Raw genomic sequence first — 16,968 nt, 5'->3', positions numbered from 1 at the left:
ATACTAACAGGTATTTTTTTATGCAATTCTATACTTAATCTCAAAAATCCTTCCTTAATCTATTTATATAAATATCTATTTTATATACATTCATCATTGTTACTCTTTCTATATTATTTTTTAATTTTTTTTGTATTTCTTCAATTTTTTTAAAAATTATTGGACTTTTAATATTCACATTTAAAAATATCTTTATATTATTATTTGCATTAAATACCTCTACTTTATTTACTTTTTCTATTTCATTTATTTGCCTTAACTCATATCTTATAATTTGATGTATGACATTAGGGCTTATATAAAATTTTCCCATATAGCTAAATGTTGGTCTAATAATAGTTTTTTCTATTAGTTTACAATCTTTATTCTTTTTTCTAAATAATTTTTTTATAGAGTTTATACTTAATCCAGTAGCTATTTGTTTTATTTCCACACTTGGTACGGGTATTATATGATTACCCCTTCTTCTAGATTCTCTTGCTATTTCTATCTCCCTATCACTACTTATATCTCTTATATCTATTGATTTATATTCTGTTCCTATTTCCAATCTTTTTACTATTTTATCTATCATTTTTTTTGATGTTCCTAGTATTAATAGATTCTCTACTTGTTCGTTTTTTATCTTTGATTTAACCGATTGTCTATGTAATTCATCATTAAATATAGCTCTTTTTACTGCCTCCATAGTTGTTTTCGCTTGTTTCGCAGATACTCCAGCTAATATCTTATTTTTATGTATAAGAAGACCATCATCTATTATATAATCTATATCTTTTTCATATGCCAACTCTAAAGCTCTATAACTCTTACCTGTCCCACTTGAACCAATAAGTGCATAAATTCTCATAATAACACCTCTATGTCCCATAAATTTTAATACTATATAAATTATTTTCATTTATATTTTTAAGATAACATAATAAATAAGGCTATAGATTAATCTATAGCCTTATTTATTATATATTATAGCAGAATTCTCCATTTTCTTTTAGACTTAAGAAATCTGCATAACCTATATCAAATATTCTATTTTCTAAGTTTTCTATTTCTATCTTATTTTTAATTAAATAAGTTATAGTTCCTATATAAGATATATCACCTTGAACAATAGCTCCATATATAACATTATCTTTATATATAAATTTCTTGTAATTATTATTATCCTTTCTAATTGCAACTTCGTATGATTCATCTATAGGTTCTACCATTCCAAGGGATACTGTCGCTATTCCCATAAAGTTCATACTATTTTTTGCTGCAAAACTATCATCTATTAATCTTTCTTTTCCGTACATATTATAGGCTGAGACTAAGCCTTGTTTTACAGCTATTGGCCATATAGCATTTTTACCTACTACATCCCCTGCTGCATATACATCTTTTTGCGTAGTTTCACATTTGTCACTTATAACTATTCCTTTATCATAGGATATGTTAGTGTTCTTTATAAAATCTGCATTTGGTCTAACTCCTGTAGCCACAATAATCATTTCGCATTCAACCAAAGTTCCATCTTCTAACAATATCCCTACTATATCCTTATTGTCCTTTATTACTATTTCTTTTATGGCTACACCTTGATATAGCTTTCCACCGTTTTCTATAAATTTTTTCTCATATGTTGATGCACTATACTTATCTAATTGTTTATTAAGTATAAATTGACCTGTGTTTACTAAAGATACTTCAATATTTTTGTACTCTAACAACCCAACAAGAGCATCTATTCCAACTAATCCAGCCCCTATAATGGCTACTTTATTTATTTTTTTAACTTTATCTTTTATATTATATGCATCTTCTATATCTCTTAATGGGTATACATTGTTTGCTTCTCTTAAATTCTTTATTGGCGGTATAAATGCAGATGCACCTGTAGCTATTAGAAGTTTATTATATCCTATAGCTTGATTTTCTAATATTACCTTTTTAGAATTTGTGTCTAAAGATTTAACACTTGTTCCTTTTACCCATATAATATTATTTTCTTTCATAAATTCTTCATCTACAAAGTTTATTTCCTCTACAGTTCTATGGTTAGATATAACATGATGCAACATACAACGCGAATATATTTTATCATCCTTCGATACTATTACTATGCTACCCTCCTTATCTAATTCCCTTAATGTTTTAGCTGCACTTATTCCTGCTGCACTTGCACCTAATATAACATAATCAATACTTTTTTTACTTCTAAATATGTTTAATATTTTATCTAACATAATGATTCTCCCTTCTGTAGCTCTAGTGCTCCAGTTGGACAATTTGCTACACACTTAGGATTTTCTTCATTTATACATAAATCACACTTTAATACAACTTGCTTTGTTTTATCATCTACTTTTAAAACCCCATAAGGACAAGACATTATACACATATAACATGAACCACATTTCTTTTCATCATAGGAAACTATTCCTGTTTTTTCATCTTTAACCATTGCTCCACTCATACAAGTTAAAACACATTCTGGCTCATCACAATGTCTGCATATAATTGGCACTGGTTTATTATCTTTATCTAATTCTATATGCCCTCTACTATCATTATCTATATCATCTAGATTAAGTGTATACATGTTGCTATTTTCACTATGCTTTAACATACAAGCTAAAACACAACTTTTACATCCAGTACATAATTCTTTATTAATTATAATTCTATGCATAAGATTCCACTTCCTTTAACCCAAGTTTTTGTCTTCTATCGATTATTATTTCTTCTAATTGCTCTGCTGACGATTTTGGGTCTGGATTAACTATAACGTGGCCTCCTGTTAAATCTTTTAATTTTTCTGTAAGCACTTCTGTTACTAGTTTTCCTCCTGTTATAAATGGTGGTAATGCTAAGTGAAGTGGTAATCCTAGTGCTAAACCAAATGCCCCATCAGCTAATGCTTGCTCCTCTAGCCATTGTGGTGCTGATAGTACAAGTGGTAATTGAGGTAAATCTATACCTAATTCTGCTGCTATTTCTGTAGCAACTATTTCTAATCTTCCTATTGCTAAACATGGTCCAAAGTTTAGTACTGGTGGTATTCCTAAAGACTTACAAACTTCTTTTAAGTTATCCCCTGCTAATTCTTCTGCCCCTGGAGACATAAGCCCTACATTTTCAAGCCCTCCTGTTGAACATCCAGCAGAAAGAACTATTATATCTCTCTTAATTAATTCTTTAGTTAATTCAACTGTATTTATATCGTGTCCACCAGCAGTCATATTTGAGCATCCAACTACAGCAGCTATACCTTTAATTTTTCCTTCTGCAATTAAGTTTATTAATGGTTTCCATGAATCTCCTAAGAATGCTTTTAAGTTCTTTTCACTTACTCCTGTTAAAGATTTTTCGTATCCATGGTCACTTGGTATATCTATTTCTACTACATTTCTTCTTTCTTTATATGCTTCTAATGCTTTATTTATTAGACTTTCGCTTATAGATTCTATATTCTCTCTATCAAATGGTATATACTCTGCATTTGCTTTTTTCGCTACATCATCTAAGCAAACCATCTTAACTTTATATTTATCTGCTATTGGCTCAAGTCCTGGTATTGTACAGTTAAATTCTGATAGTACCATGTCTATAGCACCTGTTGAAAGTACAGCCTCACTAGTGAAGTTATTTCCTGCATGACCCACAAATACCTCTTGGTAATGTTCTCCTCTTAACTGTAAATCTTGACCTACACAAGTACATCCAACTAATTTAAACCCTTTAGCTCCTACCGATTTTGCTAATTCTACTACATCGTTGTCTTTTAATCTATCTTGGAAATGAGAAAATACTGAATGTTGATGTCCTGTTATCATTATATTTATATAATCTTTATCTATAACATTAAATCCTACTGGAGCCATTCTTATAACTGGCTCTCCTAACATAACATCATTTAAAAGGTTAGTTAATGTAAGACCATATAAGCCTGTTGATATACCTAAATTTAAGCAATTAACCAACATATCTACTGGATCACTATTTAAGTTTGTAGATGATTTTACTATTGCATCAAAGACTTCTGACTTAGCTCCACCTGGCATTATTCCTAGCTCTTTCCATTTATCTACTCTTGGTCCATATGCTACCTTTTCAACTAATTCCATTTTCTCGTATCTTGGCTTATATAAGTCATTTAACACCTTATTGGCTATATCTATACATTTTTGATGATTATCTTTAGATTCTATTCCAAACATTTCAGCTAAATTATTTAGTGCATTTAATCCCTTTATATTCCCTTTTTTCTCTCCTAAATCCTTTAGATTTCTAGCTGTAGTTTCTACTACATGTAAATAACAAGCGGAACCTGATGCAACTGCTCTTAAAAAGTTTCTAGCTACTATGGTATCTGCATCTGCTCCACATATACCTCTTGGTGATTTTGGTGTTATTCTACATGGACCATTTGAACATAGTCTACAACACACTCCTTGAAGCCCAAATCCACATTTAATTTTTTGATCTTCTGTTCTATGGAATGATGTTTCTACATCCTTTGAAGCTATAAAGCTTTCTAACCTCTTATCAGCACTTTCACACATTCTACAAGTATTACAAGACATAATATTTCCCCCTTAATATTATTTATTAGATTTTAATTTGGATGAAAATTTAGTTAGAATTGAATTGATTTGACCTTGATGACTTGATTGATTTTTTTTTAACTATAATTTTATATTCAATATTTACCATAAAAATTTTAATCTTAAACATATTTTTTTAATTTTTCTTGTCTTAATTATAAAACTTTTTTTATATATATTTATTTTTTATAATGATTAATCTGTTCATTATATAATTAAATATTATTTTTTGTTAGTCTATACCCATTTTATTTTATATTAATCTGTCGTTTTATTAATATTCTTGTAAAATTTTTTTCTTTGTTATGTTGGAATTTTTTTGTTATAATATTAATGAATACATAATAAAAAAATCAAGGGAGGATTTTGTGATGGCTTACATGATAAATGATGCTTGCATAAGCTGTGGTGCTTGTGCTGCTGAATGTCCAGTTGAATGTATATCTGCAGGAGATGACAAATACGTTATAGATGCAGATACTTGTGTTGAATGTGGTGCTTGTGCTGGAGTATGTCCAGTTGATGCTCCTCAACCAGAGTAATCTAATATACAAAAACTACCATACATATGTATGGTAGTTTTTTATTTTTATAATTCTTCTTCACTTTCTTTCATTAAGTATGATAGAGTGAATAAGCTTTCTGTTAAATTTACGTTCTCAACTATAACATCCTTTGGTACTTCTAAATCTATAGGTGCGAAGTTCCATATTCCTTTTATACCAACACTAACTAATCTATTGACTGTGTCTTGCGCTCCGTTCTTTGGTATACATAGTATAGCAATATCTATATTATGTTCCTCAACATATTTCTCTATCTCCTCTGAATCTAGTACTTCAAAGTCTCTTATTTTTAACCCTATCATTTTGGGATTTGCATCAAATAATGCTTTAACTTCAAATCCAGCTTTTCTAAATCCAGAATAGTTAGCTATTGCTTGACCTAAATTTCCTGCCCCTATTAGTATTGCATTATACTTTCTATCTAGCCCCAAAATTTTTCCGATTTCATTATGAAGTGCTTCTACATTATATCCATAACCTTGTTGGCCAAAACCACCAAAATTATTTAAATCTTGTCTTATTTGAGATGCTGTAAAACCGATAATCTCACTTAATTCCTTAGAGGATATTCTATGTATATCCTTATCTAATAACTCTCCTAAGTATCTATGATATTTCGGTAATCTTCTTATGACTGCCATCGATATATTCTTAGAACCCATTTCTTTCACCTCCTGTAAATATGACATAATTATCTATATTTTTAAAACATAGTTTAATATCCTTGATTATATTATATCAAAACATTATAATTTTAGGTAGTTCAAGGAGGTATAAATTTATGATCGTTTTGTCGTGTAATAACTTAAATAAAAGTTTTGGAATAGATTCTATATTAGAAAATGTAAGTTTTACTGTTAATGAAGGTGATAAAATAGGGATAGTTGGTGTAAATGGTACGGGTAAAACTACTCTATTTAAAGTTATCTCTGGAATATATGGTTATGATAGTGGAGATATATATACATCTAAAGACTGTGAAATAGGATACTTAGAACAGCATACCAATTTCCATTCCAACAACACTATTTTAGAAGAAGTTTTAGAAGTATTTAAAGATTTAATAGAAATGGAAAACTACTTAAGAAACTTAGAGGTTAAAATAGCTGAAGAAAGTGCAAATCCTAACTCAAATAAACTTGAAAAAATAATGGATGAATACTCTCACAAATTAGAAAAGTTCTCTGATATGAATGGTTACGGATATAAATCTGAGGCAAAAGGTGTTTTAAAAGGATTAGGGTTTAGCGATGACGATATGAACAAGCCTATCGACGTACTTTCTGGAGGTGAAAAAACTAGAGTACTTCTAGGTAAACTACTTCTTAGAAAACCTACTTTACTTCTATTAGATGAACCTACTAACCACTTAGATGCTGAAGCAATAGAATGGCTTGAAGTTTTCTTAAAACAATATAAAGGTACAGTAATTTTAATATCACATGATAGATATTTCCTAGACCAAGTTGTTAATAGAGTCTTTGAGATACATAATAAGAAATTAAAATCTTATAATGGAAATTACTCTGATTTCGTAAAAGCTTCTATTGTAGAAAAAGAAATAGAACAAAAGAAGTATGAAGACCAGCAAAAGGAAATAAAGAAACAAGAAGAATCTATAGAAAGATTAAAAGCATATGGCAGAGAAAAGCATGTAAAAAGAGCTAGAAGTAAAGAAAAAATGCTTGCTAAAGTCGATGTGTTAGATAAGCCTGATGGTGAAAGAAAGAGAGCTAGAATAGAATTTAATCCATCTGTTACTAGTGGTAATGATGTTCTCCAATTAAGAGATATCTCTATGGGTTATGGTGAAAAAATATTATTTAAAGATATAAACCTTGATATATACAGAGGAGAAAAGGTGGCTCTTATAGGTGCTAATGGTATTGGTAAATCTACTCTGTTTAAAATAATTATGAATGAGTTAACTCCTCTTTCTGGAGATGTTAAGTTTGGTACTAATGTTAATGTATCTTATTTCCACCAGGAGCAAAAAACTCTTAATTTAGAAAATACTATTATAGATGAAATTTGGAATGATAACACTAATTTAACTCAAACTACTCTTAGAAGTATGCTTGGAGCCTTTTTATTTGAAGGTGAAGATGTATTTAAAAAGATTTCAACATTAAGTGGTGGAGAAAGGGCTAGAGTTGCTATACTCAAATTAATTCTTTCAAAAGCCAATCTTCTTCTTCTTGATGAGCCTACTAACCACTTAGATATAGATTCTAAAGAAGTTCTTGAAGAAGCTTTATGTGGGTATACAGGTACAGTGTTTACAATATCTCATGATAGATATTTCCTAAATACTGTTGTAGATAAAATATTAGTTTTAGATGAAACTGGTATAACTGAATACCTTGGTAATTATGACTACTATTTAGAAAAGAAAAAACAAGTTCAAGAAATGAGTACTAATGTTGATGTTGTAGAAAAAACTAAAACACAACTAAAAGATGAAAAACGTAAAGAGAGAGAACAAAGAGAAATAGAAAAGAAAAATAGAGTTAAAAGACAAAATATAGAAAAAGAAATAGAAGAAACTGAATCTGAAATAGAAGAGCTGGATATATTACTATGTCAAGAGGAGGTCTATTCTAATCCTGATAAATCAAGAGAAGTTAGTCAAAAAAAATCATCTCTTGAAGATAAGTTATCTACTTTATATGAAGAGTGGGAATTATTTATGTAGAAGCCATTTATAGGCTTCTTTTTTTGTGGGTAATTCTATAAGATAATATTATAATATAAAATATTTTTAATTTAAATTTCTATTATTTATATAGTTACACACATACTTTATTATGATATTATTTAACAAGATGATTTTAAAATTAAATAAAGGGGTGATATTTTGCAAGGATTATTTTCTTTAAATGATGATAATAAGATGTTCTATAAAGTGCTTGTATCATTATGTATTCCAATAATAATACAACAACTTATATCAACATCAGTAAATGTAATAGATACTATGATGGTAAGTAGTTTAGGCGAAACATCAGTAGCTTCTATAGGTGTTGCAAACCAGTTCTTTTTCTTATTTAGTATGTCACTATCAGGTATTACTGGTGGTGCTGGAATATTTATTTCCCAGTTTTTTGGAAAAGGTGATACAACTAATATTCGTAAGGTAACTGGATTTACTGTTATATTAGCAGTTTTACTTAGCCTAATATTTTTTGTTCCTGCATTAATAATACCAACAGAAATTATTCATATATTTTCATATGACCCTGAAGTAATAAGACAATGCACAGAATACTTTAGTATAGTTGTATTTTGTTATCCTCTTATTGCTATGAGTAGTGTTTTTAGTGTAGGCTCAAGAGGAATTAGAAATCCTAAGCTAGGTATGATTTGTAGCTCAGTTGCGTTAATTGTTAATATAATTCTTAATTACGGCCTTATATTTGGTAATTTAGGGATGCCTATGTTAGGTGTTAAAGGTGCTGCACTTGCTACGGTTATAGCTAGAATAGTTGAATTTTCTTTAATAATTGGATATGTATACTTCTTTAAAAAAGATTATACTTTAAAGTTTGGTATAAAAGAATTAAAACTTATTGATAAAGAATTTTCTTCATCATTTTTAAAAACTAGCTTTCCAATATTTCTAAATGATACTGCATGGGCAATCGGTACAGTATTGTATTCAGTTGCATACTCAAAAGCTGGTACTTCTGCCATAGCCGCTAGTCAAATAGCAACAAGTACAGGTAACTTCTTTATAATGACTGCTGTATGTATAGCCATAGGTGCATCTATAATGTTAGGTAATGAACTTGGCGCAGATAATATTGATAGAGCTATCTCTTATGCTAAAAAGTTTTCTGCTCTTGTATTTATTACAGGGCTAATTTTTGGAGGGTTACTAATATTAAATATTCCTCTATTATTAAATATATTTAGTGTTACACCAAATTTAGCTCCTGATATAACTAAAATATTTATTATAATGGGTATTTTAATGGCTCTTAAGTCATTTAATACATTAATAATAATAGGTGTTTTAAGAAGTGGTGGAGATACTAGATATGCCTTATTTTTAGAGCTTGGATGTATGTGGTTAGTATCAATTCCATTAACATTTATAGCCGCATTTAAAGGTGCTCCTATTTATGTATTAGTATTATTAACTTATAGTGAAGAACTAGTTAAATTTATATTTGGTGTTCCAAGAGCTTTATCTAAAAAATGGGCTGCAAATATAGTAAAAGAAATGAATTAATTTAAAAAATAACTCTGAGAAATTTCTCAGAGTTATTTTTTATCACATTGTACCTATAAGTGCACTAAAAATATATATCACTAAAAATAATGTACTTATAATCCATAAGCCCACGGATATTTTTTTATTTTCTTCATAATAAATATATGATGCTATAAATCCAGAAACTATAGCTCCTGAACATAAAAAGTCTATTATTGATGTAGCTAATGAGCTTGCTAATATAGCATATAAATCTATTATTGATGTAAATACTAATAAAAACATAATTTGAAATATCACTGCTACAATTAACAGTACATTTGCTTTTTTCATAATTTCCCCTTATAACTTACAATTTATTGTGTTTATCTCTGTCCAATTTTTAGATTTGGAACAGCATTTAAACTCATATCATCTATTATTCCATTTATATAATTATAATATCCTGCACAACCTATCATAGCTGCATTATCTGTACATAAATCTACTGGTGGATATTTTATATCTATATTATTTTCTTTTCCTAATTCTGTTATTTTTTCTCTAAGTGCTGAGTTGCAAGCAACCCCTCCTGCTAAAGCAATTGTGCTGTATCCTTTTTCCTTAGCTGCTTTTATAGCCTTTTGAGATAATACTTCTACAACAGCTTCTTGGAAAGATGCACATACATCTTCTACTACTATTTCTTCTTTTTTCATCTTTTTAGCATTTAGATAATTTAATACAGCAGATTTTAATCCACTAAAACTAAAATCATAACCTTCATCTAAATAAGCTCTAGGAAAATCTATTGCATTTTTATTTCCTTGCTTAGCTAACTTATCTACTATAGGTCCTCCTGGATATCCTAATCCCATAGCTCTCGCTATTTTGTCAAAAGCTTCTCCAGATGCATCATCTCTTGTTCTTCCAAGTATTTCATATTTACCATAGTCCTTAACTTCTACTAAATGAGTATGTCCACCAGAAACTATTAAAGTTATAAATGGTGGCTTTAAATCCTTATGAGCTATATAGTTTGCACTAACATGCCCTTCTATATGATTTACCCCTACAAGTGGTTTATTTAAACAAAATGCTAATGATTTTGCATAAGATAATCCAACAAGTAAAGCACCAACTAAGCCTGGTCCATAAGTTACTGCTATATGATCTATATCCTTTAATTCTATTTTAGCTTCATCTAAAGCTTCTTGTAATACTCCATCTATATTTTCTATATGCTTTCTTGATGCAACCTCAGGAACTACTCCACCGAACTTTTTATGTAAATCTATTTGAGTTGAAACTATATTTGTCAAAACTTCTCTACCATTTTTTAAAATAGCTATAGAAGTTTCATCACAACTACTCTCTACTGATAATGTTATTATATCTTTCATTACTACACCGCCTTTATATCACTCCACATAATCATGGCATCTTCTTTGTTGTTGCTATAGTATTCTTTTCTTATTCCTGCTAACTTAAATCCATACTTTTTATAAAGATTTTGAGCAACTATATTTGAAACCCTTACTTCTAAAGTCATTGATACTATATTACTTTCTCTGCAAAGCTCTACTAGTGCTTGTATTAGCTTGTCTCCTACTTTTCTACCTCTATAATCTTCATGTACCGCTACATTAGTGATATGGCCTTCATCAACAACAAACCATATTCCAACGTAACCTACTACTTTATCATCTATTTTAGCAACTAAATATCTAGCAACATCGTTACTTAATTCTTTTTTAAATGCATCTTTAGACCAATAATCTTCAAAGCAGTTTTTTTCAACTTCAAAAACTCCGTCAATATCTTTGGCCGTCATTCTTTCTATAACTATATTATTTTCCATCATTTAACCTCTTCATCTTTTCATCATATTGAACTTCTGCTTGAGATTTTCTAATATATACTGGATTTATAGTATAGCAATCATGAACATTTATATTATTTTTATACTTTTCCATACCTATTACACATAAGCTACTTGCTTTATTTACATTATGAGAAGGTGCTGGTATATGTATATTTTCTATTTCCTTAATCTTGTCTTCATATTTATATACAGCTTCTCCAACTAATATCCACTCTTCATTAGAGTTTGATAATTCTTCTAATAAATCATATATCTCTACTACATCTACACCTTTTAACTCAACTAATTTTCCATTTTCATATTTATATTGTCCCATATAAACTTGAGTTCTTTGTGCATCTAATATAGAGCATATTTTCTTATCACATAAGTCCATATTCCCAGCTAATAATTCTACTGAATTAACACCTACCATTGGTATATTATTTACATGTGATATAGCCTTTGCTGTAGCCATACTTATTCTAAGTCCAGTAAATGATCCAGGTCCTTCACATATAGCTATTAGGTCTATATCATTAACATTTAAATCACTCATCTTAAGCATATTTTCTATCATAGGCATAAGTTTTTGAGAATGTGTCTTTTTTGTATTTACTATATATTCACATATTAATTTATCATCTTCTATAACAGCTATACTTGTAGCAAGCGAAGATGTATCTATTCCTAGTACCTTCATTATCTTGTCAACTCCTCAACTATCTTTTCATATTTTTCTCCCACTGGATTTAATATCATTTCTCTAGACATATCTTTGTATCTTAATTCTATATGTAAGTATTCTTCTGGAAGTATGTCTTCTATTAGATTTGCCCATTCTATTATGCATACTCCTTCTCCATTTATATACTCATCATATCCTATATCATACATTTCATCACTACTACCAATTCTGTATACATCAAAATGGTATAAAGGCATTTTTCCTTCATACTCATTTACTATTGTAAATGTTGGGCTAGTTATATAATCATCTACTTCTAGGGCCTTTGCAAGACTTTGAGTCATTGTAGTCTTTCCAGCTCCTAAATCTCCTATTAAACATATAACACTTCCTGGTGTTAGCAATTTTCCTAATTTATATCCAATTTCTTTTGTTTTATTTTCATCTTCTAAATATATTTTAATCATAAATTCATCTCCATAAATAGTTTGAAAAAATTATCAACTAGATATTATTATATTATAACCATCTGGTATTATAAAGTATTTATAAATATAATATACATTTATGGTTGACTTTTTGAAAATAGTGAACTACTATTTAATTAAGAATATAAGTTAATTGAAACCATGAAGGTTTTTAAAGGTACAGGTGTATGTACTTTTAAAAACCTTTTTTAAATTTACTCTATATTCCTAACCCTTTTTAAAATAATTATTTCCTACTGCCTGTAATGTAGGCAGTTTTTTCTTTTTAGTTTAATATTTTAGCCATATTCATTATAAATAAATTTTTTTATAAAATATGTATATAATCTTTCAATATGATAATAATTATAGTATAAGAAATATTTATTCCCCCAAACAATATATTCCTTATTCCCCTAAAGCACTTGCTAAGAAATTAGTAGGTGCTTTTTACTTTGAATACACATATAATTAAGTTAGAGATATGCAAATAAAGAAACAAAGTTAATAATAAATATATTCTTATATAAAAAAATATTTAATTTCTAAATAAAACGAAAAAATAGAGAGATTAGTTTTTATAATCTCTCTATTTTTTTATTTTCTCTAAATTACATAAATTTAAATAGATATATTAAACCTACTATCCCAAGCACTATTAGCCCTATAGCAACATATCTTTCTATCTTAGTAAATTCAGGTTTGTCTGGCTCTATTTCTTTTCTTGCTTTTTTAAATACTGGAATACCTATCGCATAGATAATTAGTGATATTAATAAATATTCTAGCCCTGCTGCATATAATAACCATAATCCATATATAGTACCTATTATGGCAGTTATATATGCATAAGTACGGCTTGCAAATATTTTTTTCGGATAAGCATCCTCTTTTGAAGATATTTTATATAAGTATAAAGTTGAAGCTATATAACAAGGTAAAGCCATAACACTTGTTATACTTAACATCATATTCCAAGCATTTCCGGTAAAGTGAACACATATTAATATTATTTGCATTACAATAGTAGATGCAAGTAATGAAAATGATGGTGCTTCTTTTTTATTTTCTTTTGTAAATACTTTAGGGAATGTTCCATCTTTTGCCGCTGCATATGGTAATTCTGTTAACATAACTGTCCATATAAGCCAAGAACTTAGAATGGCTATAATTACACCAACATTCATTATTATACTACCCCATTTGCCCATTATAGTCATTAAGACTGCTGCAGTTGACGGTGGTGCCATTTTAGATACAGCCCCTTGAGGAACTACACCAAGTGGTAATAATGAAAGCATAGTGTATAGTAAAAGACAAGTTAAGAACCCTAAAAATGTAGCTTTCCCAACATCTTTTTGTGATTTAGCTCTACCAGATACAACAACCGCTCCTTCTATACCTGTAAATACCCATAAAGTTACCAGCATGGTACTCTTAACTTGAGGCAATAATCCACCTAGCGCGCTATCATGAACTGATGCAACAGTTTTTAAGCCCCAAAAATCAGTAAAGAAGAGTGAAACTTTAAATGATATAGCTAATACTAATATAAATATAGCTAATGGAACTAGTTTACCGATTGTTCCTATTACATTTAAAAATGCAGCCTGTTTAACACCTGATAAAACTGCAAAATAAATAACCCAAAGTACTATTGACCCACAAACAATAGACAACCAGTTATTCCCACCTGTAAAATATGATGGAAAGAAATAGTTAAGTGAATCCATCAATAGTACTGCATATCCTACATTGGCAAAAGAATTACATATCCAATACCCCCATGCCATTAAGAAACCTGTAAATTTACCAAATCCTAACTCACCATAAGCATATATACCAGTTTTCACATCTGGTCTGGCTGCTGCAAGCACTCTAAAAGTGTTTGCAATAAACCACATACCAAAACCAGTTATTATCCATGCAATTAGTATTGCACCGGCAGATGCATGCTGAGCCATATTTTGTGGTAGATTATAAACTCCACCACCTAGCATAGCGCTTATTACTACGCCCGCTAGAGCAACTACACCAAGCTTTTTAGTGCTATTATCTTTCGCTTCGCTACCGCTACTTTTATCGCTCATAATAGCCCTCCTAAATTTCATTAAGTTTTATGAAAATTACTAGCTTTAAGTGCATTTTGTAATTTAAACTCTTAACAAAATGTACTTAAAATAATTATTTCTGAGTACATTCTGTTAATGGCTTAAATTCCATCTCATCTAACCACTCATTAAGTGTTAATTGATTTAAACTTGAAAATCCGCTTTCAGGTACTGCGTCTCTTGCTAAAGTTACATATGGAGCACAAGTTAATGCATTTCCGATTTCACCTGGTTTCATTATTGTATATGCAAATCCTACATAAGTTCTATCAAATACTACATGTGAATCTCTACCACACTCTTTAACTGACCAAGCAACTGCTTTTCTGTGTTTTTCTAAGAATTTTTTTAGATCTTCTTCATTATCATTTTTTGTCCAAAGTCCCGCATCTTCTATAAATAAATCCGCACAATTATCTCTATCATTTGATAATGAAATTGCTATAAATGACCAAACTCCGTAAGCTTCTCCTTCTTTTAAAGGTCTATTTTCTTTTGGTCTATAAGATGTAACACTCTTGTTTGCGCATATTACATGAGCTCCTGGTATTGTTGGGAAACGTCTATTTTTTTCTGTACCGAATAATTCAATACCTGCTTCTAATAAAGGTTTAGCGTCATACACTTTAAGTGGTGTTCCATCAAATTGTTCTACATCAAATAATGGTTGTTCTTTTTCATCCGCTATATTCATATGTGTTGCTAAATCATAACCCCATACTTGCCCTGCTATACCACAAAAAGATGAAGCTGTAAGCATATTTATTTGACCGACATATGCATCATTTATTTCCGCTCTATCATATGAAACTATTCCGTCTAATAAGAAGTCATCTGTTTTTTTAACTGTACCAACAGAAACTGTAAGAACTGAAACATATCCATTTCCATAAGCTCCTGGCATTCCGTATCCATCACAGTAACGATTGTATGGACTTATAGCTGTTTTATCTACCTTAGCCGCTCTTACTTTTCTTACCTTTCTGGGGCCTACCCCTATAGTTCGATTTCTCTGTTCTTCTAAATTTTTGTTCATTTTGAACACCTCCTAAAAATTATATACAGCAAATCGCTGTACATGAGTACATATACCCTTGACAAAAAAACAAAATCAGAAAACGTTTATTTCTTTATATTTAGAAATTTACTAAAGTTCTATATACTTGTACATTATTTTAATGATTATTTATATCATACGCTTTATTAGATATAATAAATTTTTCCTTTAATAATTATAGATTTTTTCAATTTAACCTATTTTTTTGCATACATTATAATAAACCTAAAAAAATTTAATATGAATATAAAATTAATATCTATAGATATATATGATGCTCTTCTAATAAATCAATAAACTATTTCTAAAAAAATAAAACTGCTATTAAAAATGCTTTTACTAAAGGTATTTATGTTGCTATCACTACTGGCAGAGTATATGATTGTGCTAAATTATACTCTGATTAAATCGGATTAAACACTAATAATATCCTCTAATAAGGGTTTTATTGATAGAAGTGATGGGCAAGCTATTTTAAATAACTCATTAACATCTAATGAATTTAAATATTTTTTAGATACTCAAAAAAAATATAGAGTGTTTTCTTATTTAACTGCGAACTTTGGTATTGCATCAATTAATGTGCTTTCAGAAAATTATATTTATAAATTTTTAAATAATCATCTAAAAGACGATGGAAAAATCAAATTTGAAATTTTAAAAAAGATGAAATTATACATAGAAGTAATAGCAAAAATATTTATCAATGATTGAATACGCAGAATTTAGAGTTGCTATGGAGAATATAATTTATAAAGCAAAAAATTCGCTCAATATATAACATCATTAAATACTAATTCAGATGTTGCTAATCTATAGAAAAATTCGTATTAAAAATATGTAACAATTAATGAAATATTACATATAAATTAGTTATAAATAATATCAAAATATACTTATATGTACATGTGACTCAAAAATAATTATATGGTGAAAATATGAGGAGAATATCTTTCCCAAGTACCTCGTACTAGTATAGTAAGTTTTAATTTTGGGAGGTATTATATGAAAAACTGGATATACTCTTTATTATCTCTTATCGTATTGATTACTACTAATTTTTTAATCTCTAAATTATTTAATACATCATTTATAGAAATGTCATTTTTAACAGGTTTATTAATATCAATGATTATTTTTTATTTCTCTAGCGAAGGTGGATTTTTTACTTCCAAAACTGACCTACCAATTAAGCACTTATTAGAAAGTAAATCTCGTAGAAATACACATTTTTTAAGATTTTATATAAATACTCCTTTTATAGTTTCTGTGCTATATACTATAATTGCTGCTATTTTAAGTATAATTGTATATTGGGAGTATTTTTAGTTAAAATTTAACTTGCCAACATACTTATTATTTTATATAACTTTTTAAATTTATCATCATATATAAAATTTATAAAAATAAAGCTATCCCTTCTAAGAGATA

General features: G+C 28.8%; 16 protein-coding genes. 4 read left to right on the top strand and 12 right to left on the bottom strand.

The features are described 5' to 3' along the window. Positions 1-40 precede the first annotated feature (40 nt). The 4 genes from I2H23_RS11415 to cooS all read right to left on the bottom strand — a co-directional run bounded on the left by I2H23_RS11415 (position 41) and on the right by cooS (position 4,568). A complete protein-coding gene (locus tag I2H23_RS11415) occupies positions 41-850 on the bottom strand; it encodes an ATP-binding protein (RefSeq protein ID WP_092921960.1) in 810 nt (269 codons plus the stop codon). Positions 851-959: 109 nt separating this feature from the next. Next, positions 960-2,228 (bottom strand): NAD(P)/FAD-dependent oxidoreductase, encoded by a 1,269-nt coding sequence (locus I2H23_RS11410; protein WP_207741723.1) that lies wholly within the window; start codon positions 2,226-2,228, stop codon positions 960-962. Further along, complete coding sequence (locus I2H23_RS11405) at positions 2,222-2,674, bottom strand: 4Fe-4S dicluster domain-containing protein (RefSeq protein WP_092921957.1); 453 nt, start codon at positions 2,672-2,674, stop codon at positions 2,222-2,224. Before I2H23_RS11405 ends, I2H23_RS11410 begins: the two co-directional genes overlap by 7 nt. After that, a complete protein-coding gene (cooS, locus tag I2H23_RS11400; protein WP_195581655.1) occupies positions 2,667-4,568 on the bottom strand; it encodes an anaerobic carbon-monoxide dehydrogenase catalytic subunit in 1,902 nt (633 codons plus the stop codon). The genes I2H23_RS11405 and cooS overlap by 8 nt, the downstream gene beginning before the upstream one ends. A gap of 392 nt (positions 4,569-4,960) precedes the next feature. Here cooS and I2H23_RS11395 point away from each other — a divergent pair, with 392 nt between their 5' ends. Continuing rightward, positions 4,961-5,131, top strand: a complete 171-nt coding sequence (locus tag I2H23_RS11395; protein WP_092921951.1) for a DUF362 domain-containing protein — start codon at positions 4,961-4,963, stop codon at positions 5,129-5,131. A gap of 47 nt (positions 5,132-5,178) precedes the next feature. Here I2H23_RS11395 and I2H23_RS11390 read toward each other — a convergent pair whose 3' ends face one another. After that, on the bottom strand, positions 5,179-5,817 hold the full coding sequence (locus tag I2H23_RS11390) for a redox-sensing transcriptional repressor Rex (RefSeq protein ID WP_092921948.1): 639 nt from the start codon (positions 5,815-5,817) through the stop codon (positions 5,179-5,181). 119 nt (positions 5,818-5,936) lie between these two features. On the opposite strand from I2H23_RS11390, the gene I2H23_RS11385 reads away from it, so the two are divergent. After that, on the top strand, positions 5,937-7,850 hold the full coding sequence (locus tag I2H23_RS11385; RefSeq protein ID WP_195581654.1) for an ABC-F family ATP-binding cassette domain-containing protein: 1,914 nt from the start codon (positions 5,937-5,939) through the stop codon (positions 7,848-7,850). A 162-nt stretch (positions 7,851-8,012) separates the two neighbouring features. Next, a complete protein-coding gene (locus I2H23_RS11380; RefSeq protein ID WP_092921942.1) occupies positions 8,013-9,389 on the top strand; it encodes an MATE family efflux transporter in 1,377 nt (458 codons plus the stop codon). A gap of 42 nt (positions 9,390-9,431) precedes the next feature. Here the strand turns inward: I2H23_RS11380 and I2H23_RS11375 are convergent, their stop codons facing one another. From I2H23_RS11375 to hdcA, 7 genes are all read right to left on the bottom strand, one after another. Continuing rightward, positions 9,432-9,704 (bottom strand): hypothetical protein, encoded by a 273-nt coding sequence (locus I2H23_RS11375; protein WP_092921939.1) that lies wholly within the window; start codon positions 9,702-9,704, stop codon positions 9,432-9,434. 32 nt (positions 9,705-9,736) lie between these two features. Then, positions 9,737-10,753: a tRNA (adenosine(37)-N6)-threonylcarbamoyltransferase complex transferase subunit TsaD gene (tsaD, locus tag I2H23_RS11370; protein ID WP_195581653.1), complete on the bottom strand. Its 1,017-nt coding sequence runs from the start codon at positions 10,751-10,753 to the stop codon at positions 9,737-9,739. A 2-nt stretch (positions 10,754-10,755) separates the two neighbouring features. Further along, complete coding sequence (rimI, locus tag I2H23_RS11365; RefSeq protein ID WP_242871280.1) at positions 10,756-11,211, bottom strand: ribosomal protein S18-alanine N-acetyltransferase; 456 nt, start codon at positions 11,209-11,211, stop codon at positions 10,756-10,758. Further along, positions 11,201-11,917, bottom strand: a complete 717-nt coding sequence (tsaB, locus tag I2H23_RS11360) for a tRNA (adenosine(37)-N6)-threonylcarbamoyltransferase complex dimerization subunit type 1 TsaB (protein WP_092921934.1) — start codon at positions 11,915-11,917, stop codon at positions 11,201-11,203. The genes rimI and tsaB overlap by 11 nt, the downstream gene beginning before the upstream one ends. Continuing rightward, positions 11,917-12,369 (bottom strand): tRNA (adenosine(37)-N6)-threonylcarbamoyltransferase complex ATPase subunit type 1 TsaE, encoded by a 453-nt coding sequence (tsaE, locus tag I2H23_RS11355; RefSeq protein ID WP_092921932.1) that lies wholly within the window; start codon positions 12,367-12,369, stop codon positions 11,917-11,919. Before tsaE ends, tsaB begins: the two co-directional genes overlap by 1 nt. Positions 12,370-12,980: 611 nt before the next feature. After that, on the bottom strand, positions 12,981-14,459 hold the full coding sequence (locus I2H23_RS11350; RefSeq protein ID WP_195581652.1) for a basic amino acid/polyamine antiporter: 1,479 nt from the start codon (positions 14,457-14,459) through the stop codon (positions 12,981-12,983). A 94-nt stretch (positions 14,460-14,553) separates the two neighbouring features. Then, positions 14,554-15,516, bottom strand: a complete 963-nt coding sequence (hdcA, locus tag I2H23_RS11345) for a histidine decarboxylase, pyruvoyl type (RefSeq protein ID WP_092921928.1) — start codon at positions 15,514-15,516, stop codon at positions 14,554-14,556. Between the two features lie 1,026 nt (positions 15,517-16,542). Here hdcA and I2H23_RS11340 point away from each other — a divergent pair. Continuing rightward, a complete protein-coding gene (locus tag I2H23_RS11340) occupies positions 16,543-16,866 on the top strand; it encodes a hypothetical protein (protein ID WP_092921927.1) in 324 nt (107 codons plus the stop codon). Positions 16,867-16,968 lie beyond the last annotated feature (102 nt).

Origin of the sequence: Romboutsia sp. BSD2780061687b_171204_C1 (assembly GCF_015560225.1) — a bacterium.
GTDB classification, from domain to species: domain Bacteria; phylum Bacillota; class Clostridia; order Peptostreptococcales; family Peptostreptococcaceae; genus Romboutsia_C; species Romboutsia_C hominis.
This window is presented reverse-complemented; position numbering and strand designations above follow the sequence as displayed.